The organism is Vibrio sp. ABH4_348, from assembly GCF_056159765.1.
The window spans coordinates 2,906,290-2,931,411 of record NZ_JBSWVW010000001.1 but is presented as its reverse complement, the minus strand read 5'-3'; the positions used below and the strand labels follow the sequence as shown (position 1 = coordinate 2,931,411).

Sequence of the window (25,122 nt, the reverse complement as noted above, 5' to 3'; positions counted from 1 at the left end):
ACGCGTACGTGTTCAAAATAACTGGATTATTTTGATAGGCGCGCACGGCCTTTTGCACGACGTGCATTAATTACTTTACGACCGTTCTTAGTAGCCATACGTGCACGGAAACCGTGAGTACGCTTGCGCTTTAGAACTGAAGGTTGAAAAGTGCGTTTCATGTTAATTACCTTTACTGATCAGTAGTTTTAGGTTCTATGTTAACCCGGCGTGGGTATTGGGTTCATTTCTTCTAGAAAAGAGGAACCACCGACGCCTCTCAACAAAGAGGCGGAATTGTAATCACAAGGTCTGTGCGTGTCAATCGTCACAGTTTGTGCAATTCCGGCCGGGCGATTATACGGAGTGCAGATAAAATCTCAAGGATCGATCGTGTTGATCAATGATCCTTTATTCCACACCCACTTGGTTTAAAAAGCGTTTTAAGCGCGGATCTTGAGGATTACCAAATACTTGTTCTGGTGTGCCCTGTTCCGCTATGTAGCCATCGGCCATGAAGATCACCCGATCGGCAACCTCTCTAGCAAATTGCATTTCGTGCGTTACCACCAGCATGGTTTGATGTTGCGCGGCGAGCTTTTTCATCAATGCCAAAACTTCACCAACCCATTCAGGGTCTAACGCTGAGGTAGGCTCATCAAACAGCAGTAGTTCTGGCTGCAGCGCCATTGCACGGCCGATCCCAACACGTTGCTGCTGACCACCTGAGAGTGCAGCTGGGTAGCTGTCTCCCTTGTCACCCAATCCGATGTCGTCGAGAATCTGCTGTGCTTTATCTAACGCCTCTGACTTATTCCAACCTCGCACGGTAATCAAGCCTTCTGCAATGTTTTGTCTTGCTGTCATATGAGCAAACAGAGCGTAGTTTTGAAAAACGAAGCCAGTCTTTCTGCGCAGTGCGAGCACTTCGGCTTTAGTATGCGACTGGCAATCTACTGTCACATCATCAATGCTGATTAAGCCTTCATTTGCTTGCTCCAAAAAGTTCACGCAACGCAATAAGGTCGATTTACCTGTGCCACTTGAACCAATAATGACAATGATTTCACCTTGTTTGATATCGATGTCGATACCTTTCAATACCGGCGTGTCACCAAAGTTCTTTTTAATATTCTTCAGTTTGATCATCGTTGGTATGCCTTGTTCAGTTTCGCTTCGGCCCAGCTTTGCATCCGAGTCAATATCACCACGACGACCCAATAGATCAGAGCCACAGCCAAAAACGCTTCAAAGAATCGGAAGCTCGATGATGCCTCCATCTGCGCTTTTGCCATCATCTCAGGCACACCAAGTGTCAAAGCCAAGGATGTGGATTTGATCATGTCGATAAAGTAGTTCATCAAAGAAGGTAGGGCGACGCGTGTAGCTTGAGGCAGTATGACTCTTCTCATTGCCTGAGAGGTGGTCATTCCTACTGATAAGCTCGCTTCCATCTGACTGCGATCGATACCAATAATGGCAGCTCGAATACTCTCTGCCATATATGCGGCAAAGTGTAAGGCAATGGTTAATATCGCGGCTGAGAACGCATCAATACCGACAAAGATTGGAAAGATCTGTGGCAGTCCGTAATAGAATAGGAACATTTGCACCAGAAGTGGTGTTCCTCTAAAGAAGCTTATATAAAGCTGACAAAACTGATCTAAGCCTGTGACGCGAAATACACGAACAATCGCGATGACTACCGATAACACCAGCGATAAAATCAGAGCCCAAACCGCCATCCCAACTGTGACATCCAAGTAGGACAGCAGAATTGGCATCAGTTCTAACATGTAGTTGAAGTCAAAACCCATACTTGACCCTTATAAAGACAACAAAAGGTGGGACAAGCCCACCTTACAGGTAATCAAATGAAGATTACGGTTTATTTGGTGATGTCGCCACCAAACCACTTAACCGAAATTTCAGTCAGTGTGCCGTCTGCACGCATTTCTGCAAGTGCTTTGTTCACTTCTGCTTGAAGTTCTAGACCACGCTCATTGTTGACAAACGGCCAGCCATTTTCGATTTTTGAGAAAGTCTCACCAGCTAGTTGCAGTGGTAGACCGGTTTTTTGGATTAGCTGCAACGTTGAACGACGATCCATTACGAACGCGTCTACACGACCAAGAGCGACGTCTTGCTCGAGACCTGTTTCGTAGGTTTTGATATCAATTTTGCCGTCTGTGTTATGTTCACGTAGCAGTTGCTCGTAGTTAGAACCAAGGTTAACCGCTACCGATTTACCGGCTAGGTCTTCAATACCGTTTATCTCATCGTTACCTTTACGAACCACAACTTGGGCACCGTCTTTTACGTATGCATTAGAGAAAAGGTACTTTTGTTTACGCTCTTCAGTCATCGTAATTTGGTTAGAAATGGTATCGATACGACCTGTTTCTAGTAAGCCGAATAATCCCGAGAAGTTCGCCGTTACGTATTCCACTTGGTAACCATTGCGTTTACCGATCTCATCCCAAAGATCGACTTCAAAACCTTGTAGCTTATCTTGCTTAACAAAGGTGTATGGGAAGTAACGACCAGACATGCCAACTTTTACCTCTACAGCTGCTTGTACCGTTGCCGCTGACAACGCAACTGCTGCAATTGCGGCCTTCATCCAGTTTTTCATATTAGAACTCCTCAATAATTCAGGGCAGCATACTAATGTTAAAGTTGTTACTAAGAGAAATAACAAAGTGCCATAAACTATGAATTGTCGGAATAAGTGCTTTTTTAAGCCGTGATCTAGTTCAAACCGTACGTTGTTTCCGATCCGACTATTCACAGACTTATCACCAGTTTTATGATCATCGGTTTTTAGCATGATTGTGGATCATGATGTGGGTAAGATTGCGACTAAATGTGCATGACCGATAAGATCTAGCCCAAATATTGTGAATAAGTTGGATCTTATTCACTGGAATGACGATCAATCGCTGGTGATCTTGGTTATCAACAGGTAAGATTGTCGCCCTTTCCGGTCAGAAAAATCATTCAGTGAGGGCATAGTGTCATCTTCGCTTTGGTTGCAGTGTTTGCAACAACTTCAAGAAGAGCTTCCATCAGCAGAATTTAGTATGTGGGTTCGTCCGCTACAAGCTGAGCTTAATGACAACACCCTAACCTTGTTTGCGCCAAACCGGTTTGTATTGGATTGGGTACGCGATAAGTACATCAACAGTATCAACCGTCTATTGCAAGAGCATTGCGGGCATGATGTACCAAGCCTGAGATTTGAAGTCGGCAGCCGTCCGGTATCTCAAGCGAAACCCGCTGCCAATCGCACTCCCGCTGATGTTGCCGCTGAAACCTCTGCGCCGGCGCAGCTTCAAGCTCGCAAGCCAGTTCATAAAACCTGGGAAGACGACAGGCCACCTGCGGTTGATCTTAACCACAGGTCTAATGTTAATCCTAAACACAAGTTTAATAACTTCGTGGAAGGTAAATCGAACCAGCTTGGATTGGCAGCCGCGAGACAAGTTTCTGACAATCCAGGTGCCGCCTATAACCCATTGTTCTTATACGGTGGTACTGGCCTTGGTAAAACGCACTTATTGCACGCCGTGGGCAATGCTATTGTCGACAATAAGCCCAATGCCAAAGTGGTGTACATGCACTCTGAGCGTTTTGTTCAAGATATGGTGAAGGCGCTGCAGAACAACGCGATCGAAGAATTTAAGCGTTACTACCGCAGTGTCGATGCCTTATTAATCGATGACATTCAGTTTTTTGCTAACAAAGAACGATCGCAAGAAGAGTTTTTCCATACCTTTAATGCGTTGTTGGAAGGCAATCAACAGATCATCCTTACCTCAGATCGCTATCCAAAAGAGATCAGTGGTGTAGAAGATCGCTTGAAATCTCGTTTTGGTTGGGGATTGACGGTTGCGATTGAGCCACCTGAGTTAGAAACTCGAGTGGCAATTCTGATGAAAAAAGCCGAAGACCACCAGATTCACTTGGCGGATGAAGTGGCGTTCTTTATTGCTAAGCGCTTGCGATCGAATGTTCGTGAGTTGGAAGGCGCGTTAAACCGCGTAATAGCTAATGCCAATTTTACTGGCCGTCCAATTACCATCGACTTTGTCCGCGAAGCACTGCGCGATCTATTGGCGTTGCAAGAAAAACTAGTGACGATTGATAACATTCAAAAGACGGTTGCAGAGTACTACAAGATTAAAGTGGCCGATTTGCTATCAAAACGTCGCTCTCGCTCGGTAGCACGCCCAAGACAGTTGGCGATGGCTCTAGCGAAAGAGCTGACTAACCACAGCTTGCCAGAAATTGGTGACGCCTTTGGTGGTCGTGACCACACGACGGTATTACACGCTTGTCGCAAAATTGAGCAGCTTCGTGAAGAAAGCCACGATATCAAAGAAGACTACTCAAATTTAATCCGCACCTTATCTTCTTAATAGCGCCGTTTGGCGCTATTCTATTTCCAGTTTTGGCTAGTCAAAAATAGAGTAGAACATGAAATTTACCATTTCTCGTAGTCACTTATTGAAACCCCTTCAACAGGTATCAGGCGCACTTGGTGGCCGTCCTACTTTACCTATCTTGGGTAATTTATTGATTAGTATCGAAGACAATGTGTTGTCGATGACCGCGACTGACTTGGAAGTCGAGTTGATCAGTAAGGTGGCGTTGGAAGGAGAATTTGAAGCGGGCAGCATCACAGTTCCTTCGCGTAAATTTCTGGATATCTGTCGCGGTTTGCCTGACGAAGCAACAATTACCTTTGTGTTGGAAGGTGATCGAGTTCAGGTACGTTCGGGGCGCAGTCGCTTCTCACTTGCCACCTTGCCAGCACAAGACTTCCCGAATATTGAAGATTGGCAAAATGATGTCAGCGTAACGCTTTCTCAAGGTGAGTTGCGCGGCCTGATTGAGAAAACGCAATTCTCCATGGCCAACCAAGATGTGCGTTACTACTTAAACGGCATGTTGTTTGAAATTGATGGTCAAACACTGCGTTCCGTTGCCACCGATGGTCATAGGATGGCGGTGGCCCAGACGACGATTGATGGCGATTTAGCGACTCAGCAAATCATCGTACCTCGTAAAGGTGTACTGGAATTGGTTAAGCTTCTTGAAGCACCCGAAGAGAGTGTCACGCTTCAGATAGGCAATGCCAATGTGCGTGCTGAGGTAAATAACTTTACCTTTACTTCTAAGTTGGTTGACGGCCGTTTCCCCGATTATCGCCGCGTTTTACCACAAAACACTACCAAAACACTGCAAGCGGGTTGTGATGAACTGCGCCAGTCATTCGCGCGTGCCGCCATTCTGTCGAATGAAAAATTCCGTGGTGTGCGAGTGAATCTCGCCGATAATGAAATGCGAATCACCGCAAACAACCCTGAACAAGAAGAAGCGGAAGAAATGCTCGACGTTCAGTTTGAGGGTGAAGCGATTGAAATTGGTTTCAACGTTAGTTACGTTTTGGATGTGTTGAATACCTTGCGCTGCGATCAGGTTCGATTGTCTATGTCAGACGCTAACGCTAGTACCTTGGTTGAGAATGCCGATGATGACGGCGCCATGTATGTCATCATGCCTATCCGCCTTTAAGTGACCGCTAAATGCCGCTAACGCGTCTCGCAATCCATCAGTTTCGAAATATTAAAGCCTGCGACATTAGTTTGTCGTCAGGCTTTAACTTTCTTATTGGCGCCAATGGCAGTGGCAAAACCAGTGTGCTTGAAGCCATCTACTTGCTTGGTCATGGTCGTTCTTTCAAAAGCTCGTTAACTGGACGAATTATCCAAAATGACAGTGATGAGCTGTTTGTTCATGGCCGGATTGATGGGCATTTTTTGAACTCGGATCAATTTGAGCTACCTGTTGGCATTAATAAGCAGCGCGATGGTTCAACAGAGGTTAAAATAGGCGGTCAATCTGGCCAAAAACTGGCTCAGCTTGCGCAGGTTTTACCCTTGCAATTGATTCATCCAGAAGGCTTTGATTTGCTAACGGATGGCCCGAAACATCGACGGGCATTCATTGATTGGGGCGTGTTCCATCGGGAAGTGGCTTTTTATGATGCATGGGGGAGGTTTAAACGCCTTAACAAGCAGCGTAATGCCCTGCTGAAAACGGCGACTCAATATCGAGAACTTCAGTATTGGGATTCTCAGTTAGCGGAACTGGCTGAACAAATTAGTACTTGGCGCAGTGAGTATGTGGAACAATTGACAGAGAAAGCTCAGTCAATATGTCAGCTGTTTTTGCCAGAGTTTGAAATTCGATTGTCATATTATCGAGGGTGGGACAAATCCACACCGTATTCCGAAATATTGGCAGATAACTTTGAGCGCGACCAAACCTTAGGTTACACGTTCAGTGGGCCAAATAAGGCGGATCTGCGCATCAAAGTCGGGAATACACCCGTCGAAGATGTACTGTCTCGAGGACAGTTAAAATTAATGGTTTGTGCGCTAAGAGTGGCACAAGGTCAGCATTTAGCTGAAACCACAGGTAAGCAATGCATCTATTTGATTGATGACTTTGCTTCCGAATTAGATAGCCAACGTCGGCAGCGCTTAGCGCATTGTTTGAAGTCGACGGGGGCACAAGTTTTTGTCAGCTCTATTACTCAAGATCAAGTGATCGATATGCTTGACGAAAATGGGGCCTTGTATCGTGTTGAACAAGGTAAAATAGAGCCTATAACCACAGCGGAAGAGTAACTCATGTCTGAAAATTACGATTCATCGAGTATTAAAGTACTAAAAGGTCTCGACGCAGTACGTAAACGTCCTGGAATGTATATCGGTGATACCGATGACGGTACCGGTCTTCACCATATGGTATTTGAGGTTGTCGATAACTCAATCGATGAAGCTTTGGCGGGTCACTGTAAAGACATCATTGTTACTATCCACGAAGATGGGTCCGTTTCTGTTAGCGACGATGGTCGTGGTATTCCTACCGAAATGCACCCAGAAGAAAACGTTTCTGCAGCCGAAGTTATCATGACGGTACTGCACGCTGGTGGTAAGTTTGATGACAACTCTTACAAGGTTTCTGGTGGTCTGCACGGTGTAGGTGTATCAGTTGTGAACGCCTTGTCGGAAAAAGTGGAGCTTATTATCCATCGCGGTGGTCAAATTCACACTCAGATTTATCACCATGGTGAGCCACAATCGCCGTTATCTGTGATTGGTGATACGGAAGCGACAGGTACACAAATTCGTTTTTGGCCAAGCGCTCAAACGTTCTCAAACATTGAGTTCCACTACGATATCCTAGCAAAACGCTTGCGTGAACTGTCATTCCTGAACTCAGGCGTGTCAATCAAGTTGGTTGATGAGCGAGAAGAAGATAAGCAAGACCACTTCATGTATGAAGGTGGTATCCAAGCATTCGTTGAGCACCTCAATACTAACAAAACGCCGATTCATGAAAAAGTATTCCACTTCGATGCTGAGCGCGAAGACGGTATTTCTGTTGAAGTGTCTATGCAATGGAACGATGGTTTCCAAGAGAATATTTACTGTTTTACCAACAACATCCCGCAACGTGATGGTGGTACGCACTTAGCGGGTTTCCGCTCTGCGTTGACGCGTACGCTTAATACCTTCATGGACAAGGAAGGTTTTTCTAAGAAAGCCAAAGCTGCGACATCAGGCGATGATGCTCGTGAAGGTTTGACAGCAGTGATTTCAGTAAAAGTACCGGATCCTAAGTTCTCCAGCCAAACCAAAGATAAACTCGTGTCATCTGAGGTGAAATCGGCGGTTGAATCTGCCATGGGTGAAAAGCTTTCTGAATTCTTGGTAGAAAACCCAACTGAAGCAAAAATTGTTTGTTCAAAGATTATTGATGCAGCACGTGCTCGTGAAGCAGCGCGTAAAGCCCGTGAAATGACTCGCCGTAAAGGCGCATTAGATTTGGCAGGCTTGCCAGGCAAACTGGCTGATTGCCAGGAAAAAGACCCAGCGCTTTCAGAACTCTACATAGTGGAGGGGGACTCGGCAGGCGGCTCCGCAAAACAAGGCCGTAACCGTAAAAACCAAGCAATTTTGCCGTTGAAAGGTAAGATTCTTAACGTTGAAAAAGCGCGTTTCGACAAAATGCTGTCTTCGCAAGAAGTGGCAACACTGATTACCGCTTTGGGCTGTGGTATTGGTCGCGACGAATACAATCCAGACAAATTGCGTTACCACAACATCATCATCATGACCGATGCGGACGTTGATGGTTCTCACATTCGTACCCTTCTATTGACCTTCTTTTATCGTCAAATGCCTGAATTGATTGAGCGTGGCTACGTGTACATCGCACAGCCACCTCTGTACAAAGTGAAAAAAGGCAAACAAGAGCAATACATCAAAGATGAAGATGCGATGACGCAATATCAAATCTCTTTGGCGATGGACAATGCCGGCTTGCACGTGAATCCAGATGCCCCAGCATTGGCAGGTGAAGCGTTAGAGACATTGGTTCAACAATACAATTCAGCAATGAAGCTGGTGGATCGCATGAGCCGACGCTACCCATATGCATTGGTGAAAGAGTTGACTTATGTACCTCGTTTGACGGCTGAGCAATGCCATGACGCAGCTGCCGTTCAAGCGTGGACAGAACAAGTTGTCGCACAGCTCAATGCAAAAGAAGTCGGTGCTAGCCAATACAGTGCAGAGGTAGAGCAACATTCTGAGCTGAACATCAACTTGCCAAAAGTTGTAGTGCGTACTCATGGTGTTACTCACGAACACGTGCTCAGCGCTGATTTCTTTAACTCTAAAGAGTACGGCAAACTTGCAGACTTGTTTGAAGCATTGGATGGGTTATTGGAAGACGATGCGTTTGTTAAACGCGGCGAGCGCACGTTAAGCGTGACCACATTCGAGCAAGCTTTGCAGTGGTTGATGAAAGAATCTAAGCGTGGTTTGAGCCTACAGCGATACAAAGGTCTAGGTGAGATGAACCCTGATCAGCTTTGGGAAACCACCATGGACCCAGACACGCGCCGCATGATGCAGGTGACTATTGAAGATGCGGTTGGTGCGGATCAGTTGTTTACCACTTTGATGGGCGACCAAGTTGAACCTCGTCGTAACTTTATCGAAGAAAACGCGCTGAAAGTTGCTAACCTAGACGTATAGATAACTCAATCTAAACTCTGGATTACTGAAAAACACCATCGTTAATCGATGGTGTTTTTTTATATCTGTATGATATAAAACAGCGAATTTTTAACACAAGCCAGTCTAAAAAAATTTTGCTTTCCATGCTTGAAAGCGAAAAATTCATCCTTATATCTATTTATGAAGACGCCGATAGGGTCTTCATTTAACCCGCTAACTTTGCTCATGAGAGGAAGTTCAGCAGGACAACACAAAGAAAGAACAGGTTCCCGAGCTATGTGCCAGCGAACTGTTTGTTTCACTTGATTCGACCATTACTGAATCAAGCTATTGCTTAAATACTATGAGGATAGAATTATGCGTAATGTAGATTTCACACCACTATATCGTAATGCCATTGGTTTCGACCGTCTTTTCAATCTGATGGAAGCGAGTGCTGCCAAAAATGCATCGAACGGTTTCCCTCCGTACAACATTGAACAACAAGACGAAAACCACTTTCGTATTACCATGGCAATTGCCGGCTTTGCCGAAGAGCAGTTAGAACTGACTCAGAAGGAAAATACGCTAATTGTAAAAGGTGAACGCAAAGAAGAAGAAGGCAAAAACTACGTATATCAAGGAATCGCAGAGCGAAACTTTGAGCGTAAATTCCAGCTTGCAGATTATGTCAAAGTAGTTGGTGCAACCATGGAAAATGGCCTACTTCACGTGGATTTAGAACGAGAAATCCCCGAAGCGATGAAGCCTCGTCGAATTGCTATCAACGGTAAAAATCTGATTGAAAGCGAATAAACAGTGAAATCAAAAAAGAGCGCCTTATGCGCTCTTTTTTAGTTTTCCAGTTGGAGTCATTTATTTTGGTAGGCTTTGGCAACTTCTTCGGCAATCACGGCAATGCCTTTCTGCATTTTGTCGTCATCTTGGACGTAGTTCATTCGTAAACACTCATGAGCATGATCCCAACCGTCGTTTTGACCAATAAAAAAGTATTCACCTGGGACAACTAGCACCCCTTTCGCTTTTAGCCGTTTATAGAGCTCCATGGTACTTATCGGTAAATCTTTAAACCATAACCAAAGAAATATTGCGCCCTCCGGTTTGTGGATTCTAAATCGTTTATCGGTAATTGAGCTTTGCAGCAGCTCTACCGCCCGTTGTGACTTTTCTTGGTAATAAGGTTTAATGACCTCAGAGCTTAGTCGCAGTAAATCCCGCTTCTGAATGATGTGGTGTCCTATGGCTGGGCCAATACTGCCCGGTGCTAGACTGACGATACCATTAATATTGGTCATGGCTTGGGTGATTTCTTCAGAGGCAATGACAATGCCACAGCGAACACCCGGAAGACCCAGCTTAGACAAGCTCATGCAAAGAATGGTGTTGCGATTCCAAAACGGTTTAACATCTTCAAAAATGATGTTGGGGAATGGCAGTCCGTAGGCATTATCTATGATCAGCGGAATATTGTGTTGTTGCGCCAGCTCATCCAAGCGCTCTATTTCTTGGTCGGTCAGCACATTGCCCGTTGGGTTTGTGGGGCGAGACGCACAGATTGCCGCGACCGAATCATCAACAGTGAGAGAGTTGAAATCAACATGGTATTTGAACATGCCATTGTCGAGAATTTCGATTTCCGGCCGGTATGAAACAAAAATATCTTCATCGACCCCAGCATCACCGTATCCAATATACTCAGGAGCAAGTGGCAAAAGAATTTTCTTGTGCGAGCCGTCTACTTGTTTGCCTGCAAACAAGTTAAACAAACTGAAAAACGCGCTCTGACTGCCATTGGTTAAACTAATATTACGTTCAGTAATTTCCCACCCATAGGTGTCTTTTAGCAACTTAGCGAGACTGCGAACAAATACATCTTTACCTTGTGGACCATCATAGTTGGCAAGGGCTGAGACCAGCTCACCACTGGTAACCATCTCTTGGCAAGATTGTTGGAAGTAGTTGAGCATTTCAGGAATAGCCGCCGGATTACCGCCGCCGAGCATGATTGCACCGGGAGTTCTTAAGCCATCATTGAGATCATCCATTAACTGGGTGATACCTGAATAGTGATTGAACTTTTTTCCAAACTTAGAGAACTGCATGACTTCCTTTACCTTACTTCCTTGGCGCGACGTTTCCATTTGGCGCAAAGTCGATTTTTATAATTGAACAATACGGGATTGCTTTCTTTGACCTTACCTTAACACGCGGTTAAGACAAGTATTGACCTATAAATTACCCGCAATTAAAAAGCCCGGCTGTTGCCGGGCTTGTTTCAAGGGAATAACCCGGTTATTTCTGCAACAATGAGATATCGGCAACCTGCAGGAAGAGGTTACGGAGGTTGTTGAGCAGGGTCAGTCGGTTCTTTTTAAGCGCTTCATCATCCGCCATTACCATGACATTATCGAAGAACGCATCAACAGGCTCACGTAGAGCCGCTAGTTGGCTTAGTGCTTCTTGGTAATTACCGGCAGCGAATGCTGGCTCTAATGCTTCCGTCATTACGGCAACGCTTTCTGCAAGTGCTTTTTCGGCGTCTTCTTGTAGAAGTACTAGGTCGATGTCTGCCGCTAGCTCACCATCGAATTTCGCTAGGATGTTACCTACACGCTTATTAGCTGCAGCTAGTGCTTCAGCGGCTTCTAGCTCACGGAAGTGAGACACCGCTTTAACGCGCTGGTCGAAGTCAGCTGGTTTAGTCGGACGATTAGCCAGTACTGCTTGGATGATATCCACACTGAAGCCTTCGTCTTTGTACCATGCGTTGAAGCGACCAAGCATGAAGTCGATAACGTCAGCTTCTACGTTGTCGTTGGTTAGCTTGTCGCCTAGTAGTTCTTTCGCTTTTGCGATTAGATCTGTTAGGTCCAAGTTGTAGCCGTTTTCTACGATGATACGCAGTACACCTAGCGACGCACGACGAAGTGCAAATGGGTCAGAGCCCTTAGGTGCTTGGCCAATACCGAAGATACCAACGATAGTATCTAGCTTGTCTGCCATTGCGACTGCAGAAGATATACCTGTGCTTGGTAGCGCGTCACCGGCGAAACGAGGCATGTATTGCTCGTAAAGTGCCAGCGCCACTTGCTCGTCTTCACCATCGTGAGTTGCGTAGTGCATGCCCATCACACCTTGAGTATCGGTAAACTCAAATACCATAGAGGTCATTAGGTCACATTTCGCTAGAAGACCTGCACGCTTAGACTTTTCGACGTCAGCATCGATCTGCTCAGCGATGTAGCCAGCAAGCTCAGTAATTCGGTCAGTCTTGTCTTTGATAGTACCAAGCTGTTTCTGGAAGATAGCTTGCTCTAGCTCAGGTAGACGATCGATTAGAGGACGCTTGCGGTCAGTGTTGAAGAAGAATTCTGCATCCGCAAGACGTGGACGTACAACCTTCTCGTTACCTTCGATTACGTAGCGAGGCTCTTTTGATTCGATGTTTGAAACGAAGATGAAGTTAGGTAGTAGCTTCTTGTTGTCATCGCCGTTCTCATATGAGTAGACAGGGAAGTACTTCTGGTCACCTTTCATGGTGTAAACCAGCGCTTCAGAAGGCACTTTTAGGAACTCTTCTTCAAACTTCGCTGTTAGAACTACTGGCCACTCAACCAGAGACGTTACTTCTTCAACTAGGTCATCTTCTAGATCAGCAACACCGCCAACCGCTGCTGCTGCTTTTTGCGAGTCAGCAAGGATGATCGCTTTACGCGCTTCGTAATCTGCCATGACTTTACCGCGCTCTTCTAGGATCGCTGGGTATTGCTCTGCTGATTCGATAGTGAACTCTTGCTCACCCATGAAGCGGTGACCACGGATAGTGCGGTCTGATACTACGCCTAGGATCTCACCTTCAATAAGGTCAGAGCCCATTAGCATAGTTAGCGTTTTAACCGGACGGATAAACTGAGTTGTCTTGTTGCCCCAACGCATTGGCTTAGCGATAGGTAAGTTACCCAATGCTTTTGCTGCCAGCTCAACAACGATTTCAGACGTTGCTTTGCCTTTTACTTCTTGTTTGAACAGTAGCCATTCGCCTTTGTCTGTCACTAGGCGATTAGCTTGTTCAACGCTAATACCATTACCACGTGCCCAGCCTTGAGCCGCTTTGGTTGCATTACCGTCAGCATCAAATGCGACAGAAACTGCAGGACCGCGCTTCTCAACCACTTTGTCAGCTTGGCCTTCAGCTAGCGCTGAAACCTTAAGTGCTAGACGACGAGGAGCGGCGTACCATTTCACACCTTCGTGTGCTAGGTCTGCGCCTTTTAGCTCAGCTTCGAAGTTTGCTGCGAACGCTTCCGCTAGAGTGCGAAGTTGCGTTGGTGGTAGCTCTTCAGTACCTAGTTCAATTAGAAATTCTTTAGCCATGATTACTTCTCCTCGTTTTTCTTCAGCATCGGGAAGCCAAGTGCTTCACGTGATGCGTAGTAAGCTTCAGCAACAGACTTAGTCAGGTTGCGGATACGAAGGATGTAACGTTGGCGCTCTGTTACAGAGATAGCTTTGCGCGCATCAAGAATGTTGAATGCATGGCCCGCTTTTAGAATGCGCTCGTAAGCTGGAAGCGGAAGTGGCTTCTCTAGCTCAAGTAGCTCTTTACACTCTTTCTCGCATTGGTCGAAGAAGGTGAAAAGGAAATCGACGTCAGCGTGCTCAAAGTTGTAGGTTGACTGTTCAACCTCGTTTTGATGGAAGATGTCACCATAAGTCACTTTGCTACCGTCTGGTGCAATATTCCACACAAGGTCGTAAACAGAATCTACTTCTTGGATGTACATAGCAAGGCGCTCGATACCGTACGTGATCTCTCCCGTCACTGGTTTACACTCTAGGCCACCAACTTGCTGGAAGTACGTAAACTGAGTTACTTCCATGCCGTTTAGCCATACTTCCCAACCAAGACCCCATGCGCCTAGCGTTGGGTTTTCCCAGTTGTCTTCAACGAAACGAATGTCGTGAACAAGTGGGTCGATACCAAGTACTTCAAGTGAGCCTAGGTACAACTCCTGAATGTTGTCTGGAGATGGTTTTAGAGCTACTTGGAACTGATAGTAGTGCTGCAGACGGTTCGGGTTTTCACCATAACGGCCATCAGTTGGACGACGTGAAGGTTGAACGTAAGCTGTCGACATTGGCTCTGGGCCAAGTGCACGTAGACATGTCATTGGATGAGAGGTGCCAGCACCTACTTCCATGTCGAGAGGTTGAACAATGGTACAACCATTTTGTGCCCAGTAATCCTGCAGCGCGAGGATCATTCCCTGGAAGGTTTTGATATCGTATTTTTGCATAGTCAGGTTCGCGCGATTGTCTGAAATATAGATTCGAAAATAACGATCAAGTATACCCAGTTATTTGCGCTGGTAGTAGGGGCAAAGTTGAGGAAATTTTGCGCAAAAATGTCGTTTAGTGGAAATCGTTGATGATAAGGTTTGTTTTTCCAAGTTTGATAAGCCTAGGTTATTGAATTGCTTGTTCAATATTCTTCTTATGTGTACAATTGCGCGGTCTTTGGGGAGTAGTTCGCCTGACCTAGCATTCGAGTAGGCAGGATTTTAAGTCAACATATTTGGTGCACATCACCATGGCTTAAAAGGCACGACGTGAGCATTTGTGTCGAACAAGACCTTAGATAAACATCGTTAACCAGGGTGGGGAACGAGGTTTATCTTAGGTTATATAATCCCGCCCTTTAGAGCATGTCGTGAGCGTATTAGCTATTTCCATTACTTCCATCGCATTAGCTGAGATGGGAGATAAAACCCAACTTTTGTCGCTTTTCTTGGCGAGTCGCTACCGAAAACCAGTCCCAATTATTCTCGCAATTTTTCTTGCTACACTTGCCAACCATGGCTTGGCTGCTTGGTTAGGTGTGGTGTTGGCTGATGTAATGCCACAAGATGTAATGAAGTGGGTGATTGTTGGCAGTTTTGCCATCATGGCATCTTGGGTGCTGGTCCCCGATAAACTGGATGATGAAACACCTGATTCCAGTCGCGGTCCATTTATAGCCAGCTTCATTGCCTTTTTTGTAGCAGAGATTGGTGACAAAACCCAAATTGCCACTTCAGTATTAGGGGCGCAGTTTGCGGATGCCATGCTGATGGTCATTATTGGCACAACAATTGGTATGTTGTTAGCTAATGTACCTGTGGTATTTGTTGGAAAAGCATTTGCTGATCGCTTACCTCTATTACTTATTCGCCGCTTATCCGCAATATTTTTTGCCGCGCTCGCCATTGCAGCTTGGATTTGGTATTAGCCCAACAAGTTGGCGATTAATTAAACAGACGCAACAATTGTAGGCGTTTGATCAAACAAATGGTCGATCGCTGATGCGTTAGCATTAGGCTGTGATTTATCACAAAGATCGCGTCATATCTCGGTGCTACTTTGACAATAGGTGAACGGTAGGAGGGCAGCTTATGCTTACTCGCTATTCAGGAATGTCAGCAAAACAACAAAGTTATTTGTTTACCCTAGGATTGGCAATCACGCTCTTGGGCATGGTGCTAACCCAAATGTGGTTACCCATTGTTGTCGGTGCTTTTATTCTGACCGCATTATGTGTGGAAGCATGGATTCGAGTTGCTCACGTTCAACCTATGCATGAAGAAATACGTAAGTTGAAAAAGCAAGTGGCCGAGTTACAAAAGCAAGTTCATAGAATTGATTTTGACGAATAGCCAAATGAGCGGCTTATCTCACACCTTTTCGGATAACAAATTCGAATGGTAGCGTATCAGTCTGGGCTGATACCAACTCGTGATCCATAAATCGACAGAAGCTCGGAATATCGCGAGTGGTTGACGGGTCATCAGCGATTATTTGTAAAGTTTCCCCTTCCTGCATAGTTCGAATCGTTTTTCTCACCATCATCACAGGTTCAGGGCAGCGCAAGCCAATAGCATCAAGCTTCTTGTCTGCGGAACCTAACAATTTCTCGTCGATATCGCTCATGCTGATCTCTTACTCAAAGGTCGAAAGGCGGTCGATAATACAGTTGAAGAAAAAATATTCAATAACCACTTGGCAAACAGAACAAGTTGTTATAATTTGGTTAACAAGTTGGTAACAATTGGAGGGCTTGTGTTAACATCACTCGATAGACTGACCATCTACACGGTGCTTTGTATCATTTCTTTTTGTAGCCTGATATTTGCGCAACCAGCTTCAACCTCGTTGTTGCCATTATTGGGAGTGGCTGCAACCTTGGTAGGGATTTGGCTTGAAGTTCAGGTGAGAGCTCAAACATCTGAAAGCCGTTAGATTCACTTGATGGTTGTGGCTCATTCAACCAGACAAGTACTTGACACTACATTCACATACATTCCGACACTATCCCCAGTTTTTCTTGGGCTTCCCCGCTGAAAGGCGGGATTTTTTTTGCCTGTTGTCTGTACAATGAAACTAGACCATCGCTCTTTTTGGGATATTTCGTGGAATTAGAAGACATTTATCGTCGAGATCTTAACTTGCTGGTGGCACTGCGAGTTTTAATTGAAGAGTCCAGTGTTAGTCGAGCTGCAGATAGATTGAACCTGAGTCAATCAGCTATGAGCCGAGTGTTGGGACGGCTGCGAGAAATGCTTTCCGATCCCCTATTTACCCGTCAAGGACAACAGTTAATTCCTACTGAAAAAGCTTTGGAAATCAATGCCAGTCTATGTGAGCCATTAGATTCTTTGCGACAAGTGTTATCGCCAATAACATTTAACCCAGTGGACTGTGAGCAAACCTTTGTGATTGCTAGTACCGATTACGCCATGCAGACCATATTTCCTTTTGTATTGCCAAGAATCTATCAGGAAGCACCAAACCTTTCACTTGAGTTCATGCCACTGCAACATGACAAAATCACCGAGCAGTTAACTCATGGTGGTGCTGATTTGGCCATTTGTCGTCCAGTTGGTTCGGTGGATTCTCTTCAACGTGAAGTGCTTGGCCAAGTTGGGGTGTCATGCTTGGTGTCCAAATATCATCTAATGGCAGGCACCCAGTTGACGCTCAAAGACTACCTTTTTTATCCTCACGCGATGATCGCGATAAGTGATGGGGTTAAAGCTCTTATCGATGAAGCATTAAAAGAACATCTAAACAGAAAGCTAGTGTTAAGAGCCTATCACCTAGAAGCCGCACTCGCGATAATGGATAAAATGCCATTAATTGTTATGGTTCCTGCAGACCTCGCTTTTCTGGTTGCTCAGCGATATGACCTAGTCGTTAAACCACTGCCATTTGAATTTACGCCATTTGATTACTCGATGATTTGGCATTCTCGATGTGAATTCTCCCCCGCTCAAATGTGGCTTCGCTCGTTGGTAAAAGAAGAATGTGGGCAGTTAATTTCCCAGCGTGTTAGTGAGATAGGCTTGTAGAAGTTAAGGTTGGGCCAAGAGGAGTTGGCCCTTGAATTCAGAGCTTGATCACCACTCGTCCGGTCACTTGGCCATTGGTAATATCTTCAGCGTACAGTATGGCCTGATCTAAATTTATTTCAGTACAAGCTTGCTCAAAGTAATTATTTGGCAACAACTCTACCAGCTTATTCCATGCCTGAATTCGCTTTTCCGTAGGACACATTACGGAGTCGATACCTTGTAAACGGACATTGCGCAGAATAAATGGCATGACAGTTGTAGGTAAGTCAAAACCACCGGCTAAACCGCAGGCGGCAACAGTACTGTTGTAATCCATCTGAGCCAGAACTTTTGCGAGCACTTTGCTGCCGACTGTATCTATCGCGCCTGCCCAAAGCTGTTTTTCTAATGGTTTTGCGTGCTCTTCAAATTCAACCCGGTCGATGATTGTTGTGGCGCCTAGCTGAGTCAACAAGGGGCCATTTTCTTCAACACGACCCGTCACTGCGGCGACTCGATAGCCTAGAGTCGCCAACAAGGTAACCGCTACCGTCCCAACCCCACCACTGGCCCCCGTCACCAGGATTTCGCCATCCTCAGGTTTAATTTGAGAATCTAGCAGTGCTTGAACGCACAGCATTGCGGTAAAACCAGCCGTGCCCACCATCATAGCCTGTTTACTATCTAAACCTTTGGGTAATGGAACTAGCCAATCCGCTTTTAGTTTTGCTCGTTGCGCCATGCCGCCCCAGTGGTTTTCTCCTACTCCCCATCCGGTGAGCACCACCTTGTCACCCGTTTGATATTGGCTGCTTTCAGAGCTTAAAACTGTTCCTGCGAGATCAATGCCCGGCACCATAGGAAAGTTGCGAATGACTTTGCCCTTACCTGTGATGGCTAACCCATCTTTATAATTGAGAGAGGAGTAGTCGACTTCAATGAGGACATCACCATCTGGTAAGGCTGATTCATCAATAGTTTGAATTGAAGCTGTGGTGAGTTTTTCTTCTTGATTCAGTACAAGGGCATGAAACATGGCTGATCTCCAAGCGTCTTAGATAAACGTGTATCAATCCAGTTTAGAATTAAATGAAGCACTCAAAAAATGAAACTTTAGCATTATATCTATGCACGTCACGCATTTGGCTCGGCTTTGTTTGGCTTCACTTTGCTTTACTTTGTATACGTATAAATAAAAAACCCTTTTCGAGAGTGAAAAGGGTTTGGTAAGTGTTTATGACAAAAAGAACTTATAAGAGGGGTTATCGGTTTCATCTTTGTATTGATAACCTAATTCTCTTAGGTGAGCGCTGAAACGCTGTAAGTCACTATCATCGAGTTCAAAGCCACACAATACTCGACCATAATCAGCACCGTGATTTCGATAGTTAAATAGACTGATATTCCAATGGGTTCCTAAGGTACTTAAGAATTTAAGCAGTGCACCCGGATACTCAGGAAACTCAAAACTGTACAAGCGCTCAACCAATTGCTTGGATGGTTTACCGCCGATCATATAACGAACGTGAAGTTTCGCCATTTCGTCGTCCGATAGATCAGCGACTGGGTAGCCCCCTTCGCGTAAATCATGGATGATTTGCTCCAGCTCTTCTTGGCCACCTTGCAGTCGAATACCCACAAAAATATTTGCTAATGCATCGTCATTGTAGCGGTAGTTAAATTCGGTCACCGCTCTTCCACCAATGATTTGGCAAAACTCAAAAAAGGCACCGGGACGTTCAGGAATGGTTACTGCTAACAAACCTTCACGTTTTTCACCCAATTCACAGCGTTCCGAAACGTAGCGCAGACCATGAAAGTTGGTATTGGCTCCCGAAAGTACCGTACCAAGTTGCTTTCCTTCGATTTGATTCTGTTCTGCATATTTTTTCAAGCCGGCAAGCGCTACCGCACCTGACGGCTCAGCAATTGCGCGCGTGTCTTCAAAAATGTCTTTTACCGCTGAACAGATTTCATCGCTGGAGACGGTAATATGACCATCTATGTACTGTTGGCAGAGTCGGAAGGTCTCATCGCCAATGCGTTTTACAGCGACACCTTCGGCAAACAAGCTGATTTGATCGAGAATCACTGGCTCACCAGCATCTAAGGCTGCGCCCAAACACGCAGAGTCTTCTGGTTCCACTGCAATGACTTTGACTTCAGGCATGAGCTGTTTTACCAACACAGCAACACCTGCCGCTAACCCGCCGCCACCAACAGGAACAAAGATGAAATCGAGATGACCATTTTGCTGCAGCATTTCCATGCCAATGGTGCCTTGCCCAGCAATGACCATTGGGTGATCAAAAGGCGGAACAAAGGCATAACCATTTTCTTCAGACAGGCGAATCGCTTCAGCCTTGGCTTCATCAAAATTGCTACCAAAAAGCATCACCTCACCGCCAAAGCCTTTTACTGCATTGACTTTGATATCCGGTGTCATCTTGGGCATAACAATAATGGTGCGCACGCCGAGTTTGCTTCCTGCCAATGCAAAACCTTGGGCGTGATTACCTGCAGAGGCGGTAATGGCACCCACTTGCTTCTGCTCGTCAGTCAGTGCAGCAACCATGTTATAGGCACCGCGCAGTTTGAAACTGTGCACTGGCTGCCTATCTTCTCGCTTTAGGAATATTTGATTACCAATGCGATTAGATAAGCGCTCCATCTGTTGTAAGGGAGACACAATGGCGACTTCGTAGACTGGAGCTCGCAATATCTGGCGCAGGTAATCTGCGCCAGTAGGTTGGGATAGTGTCACAACTAGTCCTCAAGCTTAGATTTATCTCTCACCGCACCTTTATCAGCACTGGTTGCTAGACTAGCAAAGGCTTTTAGTGCAAAGGATACTTCGCGCTCACGATTGACCGGCTTCCAGCCAAAATCGTCTTGTTTGGCACGGCGACTTGCTAATTCATCTTCAGATACTTGCAATGAAATACTGCGATTTGGAATATCGATAGCAATGATGTCACCAGGCTCTACCAAACCGATAGTACCGCCACTCGCGGCTTCTGGTGAAACGTGTCCAATAGAAAGCCCTGAAGTACCTCCAGAGAAGCGACCGTCGGTCAGCAGTGCACATTCCTTGCCTAGACCCATGGATTTAAGGTAGGTGGTTGGGTAAAGCATTTCTTGCATGCCTGGACCGCCTTTCGGTCCTTCGTAGCGAATTACCACAACATCCCCAGCTTTAACTTGGCCACCAAGAATACCTTCTACTGCGGTTTCTTGGCTTTCAAATACCACGGCTGGGCCAGTAAAGGTTAGGTTGCTCTCGTCTACACCGGCTGTTTTTACAATACAGCCATCGAGGGCAATGTTACCTTTTAGAACGGCAAGACCACCTTCTTGGCTGAAGGCATTCTCAGCGGTTCGTATACACCCGTTCTCGCGGTCATCATCGAGGCGATCCCAACGGCAATCTTGAGAGAAAGCTTGAGTTGTACGAATGCCAGCTGGTCCAGCTCGGAAGAATTTCAGAACCTCGGCATCTTCGGTTTGCATGATGTCGTATTCAGCAAGCTGCTCTTCCATTGAAAGCCCAAGTACTGTGCGAGCTTGGTTGTTAATGAGGCCTGCACGATTAAGCTCACCAAGGATCGCCATGACACCACCAGCGCGGTGTACATCTTCCATGTGATACTTCTGTGTAGATGGTGCGACCTTACACAAATGAGGGACACGACGAGACAGTCGGTCAATGTCTTCCATGTCGAAGTCGACGTACCCTTCTTGGGCGGCAGACAATAAGTGAAGGATAGTGTTGGTAGAACCACCCATGGCAATGTCTAGCGCCATCGCATTTTCGAATGCATCGAATGTTGCGATGTTACGAGGAAGCGCGGTTTCGTCGTCTTGCTCGTAGTAACGTTTGGTCAACTCAACAATTCGGCGACCTGCATTTAGGAATAGAGATTCACGGTCGGCATGGGTTGCTAACATTGAACCATTGCCTGGTTGAGACAGACCTAGCGCTTCGGTCAAACAGTTCATCGAGTTTGCGGTGAACATGCCTGAACACGAACCACACGTTGGACATGCTGAACGTTCAATTTGCTGGCTCTGTTCGTCCGAGACGGTTGGATCGGCACCCTGAATCATGGCATCAACTAAGTCGAGTTTGATGATTTGATCAGAAAGCTTGGTTTTACCCGCTTCCATTGGACCACCAGAAACGAAGATAACCGGAATGTTGAGGCGCATTGCGGTCATTAGCATTCCAGGAGTGATTTTGTCACAGTTAGAAATACAAACCATGGCATCGGCACAGTGAGCGTTGACCATGTACTCTACCGAATCGGCAATCAAGTCACGAGAGGGCAGTGAATACAGCATACCGCCATGGCCCATTGCAATACCGTCATCCACTGCGATGGTGTTGAATTCTTTGGCGATACCACCCGCTTTTTCAATTTCAGCTGCAACTAATTGACCCATGTCCTTTAAATGCACATGACCCGGTACAAATTGGGTGAAAGAGTTTACAACTGCAATAATGGGTTTACCAAAATCTTCTTCTTTTACACCGGTTGCACGCCATAATGCGCGTGCTCCCGCCATGTTGCGTCCATGAGTCGTTGTTGCTGATCTGTACTTTGGCATTTCCTTTTCCCTCTACTTCTCTTGCGGGTATACGTAATCAAGCCAGCCCCACTTGTCCTCAGTGGTGCCGTTAAATAAGCCAAAGTAGGCTTCTTGAAGTGCTTTGGTCATTGGGCCTCGTTTGCCTTCCCCCACTTCAATTTTGTCGACCGTTCTTACAGGAACGACTTCTGCTGCTGTTCCTGTCATAAATATTTCGTCGGCAAGGTAAAGTGCTTCGCGGGCGATATTGGCTTCGCGAACTTCGTAACCCATGTGACGAGCGAGCGTCATTATCGAGTCACGAGTTATACCCGGAAGAATGGCAGAGGTAGCTGGCGGTGTTGTAATCACGCCATCTTTGATGACAAAGATATTTTCACCAGCACCTTCCGAGAGGTAACCGTCAACACTGAGCGCGATACCTTCATCGTAACCGTGACGGCGTGCCTCACCACCAACCAGCAATGAAGATAGGTAGTTACCACCGGCTTTCGCTGCCGTTGGTATAGTATTTGGTGCAGCGCGATTCCAGCTTGAAATCATCGCATCCACACCTTGTTCCAGAGCTTCTTCACCTAAGTATGATCCCCATGGAAAGGCAGCAATAATTAGGTCCATTTCAGTGCCAGTTGGAGGACAAACTCCCAAGCCAACATTGCCAACAAACGCCAGTGGGCGAATGTAGGCATTGTCTAATTGGTTAACGCGCAATGTTTCGCGTGTGGCTTCCATAATGTCATCAACACTATATGGAATTGGGAAGCGATAGATTTTGGCCGAATCTTTTAGTCGCTGAGCATGTTCGCGGTGGCGAAAAATGATAGGACCTTTAGGAGTGTTGTAGCAACGCACACCTTCGAATACTGAAGTACCGTAGTGCATTGCGTGAGTCAGGACATGAACTTGTGCATTGGCCCAAGGCATCATCTCACCGTTGAACCAAATGTAATCTGCTGTGTTTGCCATGTTGTGGTATTCCTTTACGCGTAAACTTGTTGTTGTAAGTTGTTGTTTGGCAATGCGTCGTTAGCAATGTTAATCACATTTACACTGCGCACATCCCATAATTTTTCCACTTGGTTAGTGATGAAGGAGATCGGACGGTCGCTATCGACAATAATTTCGACACTGGCCACTTTGCTTTCGTGGTTTTGAGTCGCGGCTACCTGTTTTATCACAAAACCGCGGTGACGAATGACACGTAAAACACGTTCCAGTAACACTGGCTTATCATCGGCCTTAATATCTAATAAATAGCGTTGCATTAGGTGTTCTCCAACATGTCATTATTTGAGGCACCCGGTGGTACCAACGGCCATACGTTTTCTTCTTCATCAATCAATACGTGAAGCAAATATGGGGTTTTAGCAGCCAACATCTCTTTAAGTGCTGGCTCAACTTCTTCTTTGCGCGTAATGGTTTTGCCCGGAATATCGAAGGCTTTTGCCAGCATTACAAAGTCTGGGTTGTCGTCCAAAATCGTTTCGCTATGACGACCATCGAAGAACAGTGACTGCCACTGACGAACCATACCCAGACGTTGGTTATTAAGCAGAACCACTTTCACTGGAATCTTGCGGCGTTTTAATGTGCCTAGTTCCTGAATGTTCATCATGAACGAACCATCACCGGTAATCAGGATTGATTGATCATCAGGACGAGCCACTGATGCCCCCATCGCGGCAGGGAGACCAAAGCCCATAGTGCCGAGTCCTGCTGAAGTGATGAAGTTTTGTGGATTACGTGGCTGGATATGCTGAGCTGCCCACATTTGATGCTGACCGACATCAGTCGAAACCATAGACGAATCGGGCATCATGTCAGACAACTGCTTCAAAAGTAGCGGTGCGTATATTAAGTCACCAGGATGGTCGTAACGCCATTTGAATCCACTTCTTAGGCTTTCACAGTGATGAACCCATGGTGTGATATCTTTTTGCAGCTCTAAGTGCGGCAAAGCTGCTTGAATCGTCGAGCGCACTGGAGCATTTGCATGACGCAATTTGTGGATTTCCGCCGCATCAATATCGATATGAATGATCTTGGCGTGAGGTGCGAAAGTATCTAACTTGCCAGTCACACGGTCATCAAATCGAGCGCCAACCGTAATTAATAGATCACTTTCTTGAACAACGAGGTTAGCGGCTTTGGTGCCATGCATACCCAACATACCTAGGTAATGCGGGTCGTGTCGCTCAATGGTACCCAAGCCTTTCAATGTACTTACCGCCGGCATTGGGTTTAAACGCAAAAACTCTCGAACCGCGTCGGTAGCGTGACCTATCTGTACACCACCGCCGACATACAAAATAGGACGTGTACTTTCAGCAAGTAAGGCTTGGGCTTGTTCAAGTTCCGTTTTGCTTGCTTGAGGCAGTGCTGGAGGAGTAAAGGGTGGTAGCAGTGCTGTCGGTGCTTCTGCGAGTTGGACATCTTTGGCAATATCGACAACCACAGGGCCAGGACGTCCAGTTTTTGCAACTTCGAAAGCTTCTGCAAGTGTAGGAGCGAGATCGTTGATGTCGGTAATTAAGTAACTGTGTTTACTACAAGCCAATGACATACCGATGACATCCATTTCCTGAAACGCATCCGTCCCAATCAAAGGACTGGCAACCTGGCCCGTTATTGCCACTATTGGAACCGAATCCAACATAGCATCGGCCAAACCCGTCACTAGGTTGGTTGCCCCTGGGCCTGATGTTGCCATGCACACCGCGACGTCTTGGGTGGCACGCGCCATTCCGATCGCAGCCATAGCTGCACCCTGCTCATGACGACATAAAATGTGTTCAACACCACCGTCATAAAGCGCGTCATAGATTGGCATGATAGCGCCACCAGGGTAACCAAAAACGGTTTTGATTCCTTGCTGAGCCAGAGCAGCGACCACTAATTGAGCACCAGTCATTCTTGTGCCCCCTTGGCGTCATTCGCCGTGTTGATACTTGCATTGCACATCTTGTGCACTCCCATACTTCCTGCCATCACTGTAATGTGACGATCTAATTCCTGTTAAAGCGTAGAAAAAAACCCCCGGACTTTTCAGTGCGGGGGTTTTTTTAATTCTTGTGGTTAACTTTTGC

At 46.1% G+C, this 25,122-nt stretch carries 23 protein-coding genes and 1 riboswitch; of the genes, 9 read left to right on the top strand and 14 right to left on the bottom strand.

The features are described 5' to 3' along the window. Positions 1-26 precede the first annotated feature (26 nt). From rpmH to ACXAFJ_RS13395, 4 genes are all read right to left on the bottom strand, one after another. Positions 27-161 carry a 50S ribosomal protein L34 gene (gene rpmH / locus ACXAFJ_RS13410; RefSeq protein WP_006880025.1) on the bottom strand — a complete coding sequence of 45 codons (135 nt, stop codon included), beginning with the start codon at positions 159-161 and terminating at the stop codon, positions 27-29. 229 nt (positions 162-390) lie between these two features. Continuing rightward, positions 391-1,128 carry an amino acid ABC transporter ATP-binding protein gene (locus tag ACXAFJ_RS13405; RefSeq protein ID WP_475323994.1) on the bottom strand — a complete coding sequence of 246 codons (738 nt, stop codon included), beginning with the start codon at positions 1,126-1,128 and terminating at the stop codon, positions 391-393. After that, complete coding sequence (locus tag ACXAFJ_RS13400) at positions 1,125-1,796, bottom strand: amino acid ABC transporter permease (RefSeq protein ID WP_475323992.1); 672 nt, start codon at positions 1,794-1,796, stop codon at positions 1,125-1,127. The genes ACXAFJ_RS13405 and ACXAFJ_RS13400 overlap by 4 nt, the downstream gene beginning before the upstream one ends. A 71-nt stretch (positions 1,797-1,867) precedes the next feature. Next, positions 1,868-2,614: an amino acid ABC transporter substrate-binding protein gene (locus tag ACXAFJ_RS13395; protein WP_475323991.1), complete on the bottom strand. Its 747-nt coding sequence runs from the start codon at positions 2,612-2,614 to the stop codon at positions 1,868-1,870. 379 nt (positions 2,615-2,993) lie between these two features. On the opposite strand from ACXAFJ_RS13395, the gene dnaA reads away from it, so the two are divergent. The 5 genes from dnaA to ACXAFJ_RS13370 all read left to right on the top strand — a co-directional run bounded on the left by dnaA (position 2,994) and on the right by ACXAFJ_RS13370 (position 9,875). Beyond that, positions 2,994-4,400 carry a chromosomal replication initiator protein DnaA gene (gene dnaA / locus ACXAFJ_RS13390; protein ID WP_475323989.1) on the top strand — a complete coding sequence of 469 codons (1,407 nt, stop codon included), beginning with the start codon at positions 2,994-2,996 and terminating at the stop codon, positions 4,398-4,400. Between the two features lie 58 nt (positions 4,401-4,458). Further along, complete coding sequence (gene dnaN / locus ACXAFJ_RS13385) at positions 4,459-5,559, top strand: DNA polymerase III subunit beta (protein WP_475323988.1); 1,101 nt, start codon at positions 4,459-4,461, stop codon at positions 5,557-5,559. Positions 5,560-5,570: 11 nt separating this feature from the next. Beyond that, complete coding sequence (recF, locus tag ACXAFJ_RS13380) at positions 5,571-6,677, top strand: DNA replication/repair protein RecF (protein ID WP_475323987.1); 1,107 nt, start codon at positions 5,571-5,573, stop codon at positions 6,675-6,677. Between the two features lie 3 nt (positions 6,678-6,680). Then, positions 6,681-9,098, top strand: coding sequence for a DNA topoisomerase (ATP-hydrolyzing) subunit B (gene gyrB / locus ACXAFJ_RS13375; RefSeq protein WP_475323985.1), 2,418 nt, complete (start codon positions 6,681-6,683; stop codon positions 9,096-9,098). A gap of 339 nt (positions 9,099-9,437) precedes the next feature. Further along, the gene (locus ACXAFJ_RS13370; RefSeq protein ID WP_475323984.1) at positions 9,438-9,875 is read left to right on the top strand and encodes an Hsp20 family protein; all 438 of its coding nucleotides are present in this window, start codon (positions 9,438-9,440) and stop codon (positions 9,873-9,875) included. 56 nt (positions 9,876-9,931) lie between these two features. Here the strand turns inward: ACXAFJ_RS13370 and ACXAFJ_RS13365 are convergent, their stop codons facing one another. The 3 genes from ACXAFJ_RS13365 to glyQ form a co-directional block, all read right to left on the bottom strand. After that, on the bottom strand, positions 9,932-11,182 hold the full coding sequence (locus tag ACXAFJ_RS13365) for a valine--pyruvate transaminase (RefSeq protein WP_475324129.1): 1,251 nt from the start codon (positions 11,180-11,182) through the stop codon (positions 9,932-9,934). A gap of 190 nt (positions 11,183-11,372) precedes the next feature. Next, a complete protein-coding gene (glyS, locus tag ACXAFJ_RS13360) occupies positions 11,373-13,454 on the bottom strand; it encodes a glycine--tRNA ligase subunit beta (protein ID WP_475323983.1) in 2,082 nt (693 codons plus the stop codon). Positions 13,455-13,456: 2 nt separating this feature from the next. Continuing rightward, positions 13,457-14,377: a glycine--tRNA ligase subunit alpha gene (glyQ, locus tag ACXAFJ_RS13355; RefSeq protein ID WP_475323981.1), complete on the bottom strand. Its 921-nt coding sequence runs from the start codon at positions 14,375-14,377 to the stop codon at positions 13,457-13,459. A gap of 206 nt (positions 14,378-14,583) precedes the next feature. Continuing rightward, a riboswitch (yybP-ykoY riboswitch) is annotated at positions 14,584-14,704 on the top strand. 86 nt (positions 14,705-14,790) lie between these two features. Between glyQ and ACXAFJ_RS13350 the strand changes: the two genes are divergently transcribed. Both ACXAFJ_RS13350 and ACXAFJ_RS13345 read left to right on the top strand, forming a co-directional pair. Continuing rightward, complete coding sequence (locus ACXAFJ_RS13350; RefSeq protein WP_475323979.1) at positions 14,791-15,348, top strand: TMEM165/GDT1 family protein; 558 nt, start codon at positions 14,791-14,793, stop codon at positions 15,346-15,348. A 163-nt stretch (positions 15,349-15,511) separates the two neighbouring features. Next, positions 15,512-15,772 (top strand): hypothetical protein, encoded by a 261-nt coding sequence (locus ACXAFJ_RS13345; RefSeq protein WP_475323978.1) that lies wholly within the window; start codon positions 15,512-15,514, stop codon positions 15,770-15,772. Between the two features lie 13 nt (positions 15,773-15,785). On the opposite strand, the gene tusA is transcribed toward ACXAFJ_RS13345, so the two are convergent. Then, a complete protein-coding gene (gene tusA / locus ACXAFJ_RS13340; protein ID WP_475323977.1) occupies positions 15,786-16,046 on the bottom strand; it encodes a sulfurtransferase TusA in 261 nt (86 codons plus the stop codon). A gap of 129 nt (positions 16,047-16,175) precedes the next feature. Here tusA and ACXAFJ_RS13335 point away from each other — a divergent pair, with 129 nt between their 5' ends. Together ACXAFJ_RS13335 and ACXAFJ_RS13330 are read left to right on the top strand one after the other, a co-directional pair. Beyond that, complete coding sequence (locus tag ACXAFJ_RS13335) at positions 16,176-16,355, top strand: hypothetical protein (protein WP_475323975.1); 180 nt, start codon at positions 16,176-16,178, stop codon at positions 16,353-16,355. 170 nt (positions 16,356-16,525) lie between these two features. Next, on the top strand, positions 16,526-17,464 hold the full coding sequence (locus ACXAFJ_RS13330; protein WP_475323974.1) for a LysR family transcriptional regulator: 939 nt from the start codon (positions 16,526-16,528) through the stop codon (positions 17,462-17,464). Between the two features lie 37 nt (positions 17,465-17,501). Here the strand turns inward: ACXAFJ_RS13330 and acuI are convergent, their stop codons facing one another. From acuI to ilvG, 6 genes are all read right to left on the bottom strand, one after another. Then, entirely contained in the window at positions 17,502-18,482 is a 981-nt protein-coding gene (acuI, locus tag ACXAFJ_RS13325) for an acrylyl-CoA reductase (NADPH) (protein WP_475323973.1), read from the bottom strand. Between the two features lie 198 nt (positions 18,483-18,680). After that, complete coding sequence (gene ilvA / locus ACXAFJ_RS13320; RefSeq protein ID WP_475323971.1) at positions 18,681-20,210, bottom strand: threonine ammonia-lyase, biosynthetic; 1,530 nt, start codon at positions 20,208-20,210, stop codon at positions 18,681-18,683. Between the two features lie 2 nt (positions 20,211-20,212). Further along, positions 20,213-22,054, bottom strand: a complete 1,842-nt coding sequence (ilvD, locus tag ACXAFJ_RS13315; protein WP_475323970.1) for a dihydroxy-acid dehydratase — start codon at positions 22,052-22,054, stop codon at positions 20,213-20,215. A gap of 12 nt (positions 22,055-22,066) precedes the next feature. Continuing rightward, on the bottom strand, positions 22,067-23,002 hold the full coding sequence (gene ilvE, locus ACXAFJ_RS13310) for a branched-chain-amino-acid transaminase (protein WP_475323968.1): 936 nt from the start codon (positions 23,000-23,002) through the stop codon (positions 22,067-22,069). 14 nt (positions 23,003-23,016) lie between these two features. Then, complete coding sequence (gene ilvM, locus ACXAFJ_RS13305; RefSeq protein ID WP_475323967.1) at positions 23,017-23,301, bottom strand: acetolactate synthase 2 small subunit; 285 nt, start codon at positions 23,299-23,301, stop codon at positions 23,017-23,019. Continuing rightward, positions 23,301-24,947 carry an acetolactate synthase 2 catalytic subunit gene (ilvG, locus tag ACXAFJ_RS13300; RefSeq protein WP_475323966.1) on the bottom strand — a complete coding sequence of 549 codons (1,647 nt, stop codon included), beginning with the start codon at positions 24,945-24,947 and terminating at the stop codon, positions 23,301-23,303. Before ilvG ends, ilvM begins: the two co-directional genes overlap by 1 nt. Between the last annotated feature and the right edge of the window lie 175 nt (positions 24,948-25,122).